Origin of the sequence: Tepidimonas sp. (assembly GCF_046292505.1) — a bacterium.
Classification (GTDB): Bacteria; Pseudomonadota; Gammaproteobacteria; order Burkholderiales; family Burkholderiaceae_C; genus Tepidimonas.
This window is the reverse complement of record NZ_JBKBQX010000193.1, coordinates 1-678: the sequence shown is the minus strand read 5'-3', so window position 1 is coordinate 678 and position 678 is coordinate 1. Positions and strand designations below refer to the sequence as shown.

The window sequence follows — 678 nt, the reverse complement described above, 5'->3', positions numbered from 1 at the left end:
TTCTCCAGCATGGCCTGGTAGACGGCGATCGGAGGGTAGAAGCCGTGGATGGCGCGCGGGCGGTTGTTGAGCCGGTCGGCGATCGCATCAAGCTCTTGCTGGCTGTAGACCGACAGGTCCGTACCCTTGGGCAGGTACTGGCGCAGCAGGCCGTTGATATTCTCGCAACTGCCCCGCTGCCACGGACTGCGCGGGTCGCAGAAGTAGACCCGTATGCCGGTGGCCTCAGACAGCTCCGGGTGGCGCGCCATTTCCTTGCCGCGGTCGTAGGTCAGGGTCTTTCGCATCGGCTCGGCGATGCTGCGCAGCTTGGCGGTGAAGCCCTCCAAGGCCGAGGCTGCGGTGGCGTCCTTGAGCTTGGGGCTGCATCACCAGACGCGAGCTGCGCTCCACCAACACGCCCACCGCCGAGCGGTTGGCCGCGCCCTTGAGGAGGTCACCCTCCCAGTGCCCGGGGAAAGCCCGCTCGTTGGCCTCGGGCGGACGCAGGTGGATGCTCACAGCGTCGGGCAGCTGGCCACGCCGGTCCTGGCCTCGCGAGCGCGGCATGCGTTTGCTTTGCGCACGCCTCAGACAGGCGATGAGTTCCTTGCGCAGCTCGCCGCGCGGCATCGCGTAGATGCAGTTGTAGATGGTCTCGTGCGAGACGCGGCGATCCAGATCGTCGGGCCACATGCG

1 pseudogene is annotated in these 678 nt (G+C 67.3%); it reads right to left on the bottom strand.

The features are described 5' to 3' along the window. A pseudogene (locus ACK4TH_RS12680) lies at window positions 1-678 on the bottom strand (IS30 family transposase); the annotation flags it as partial.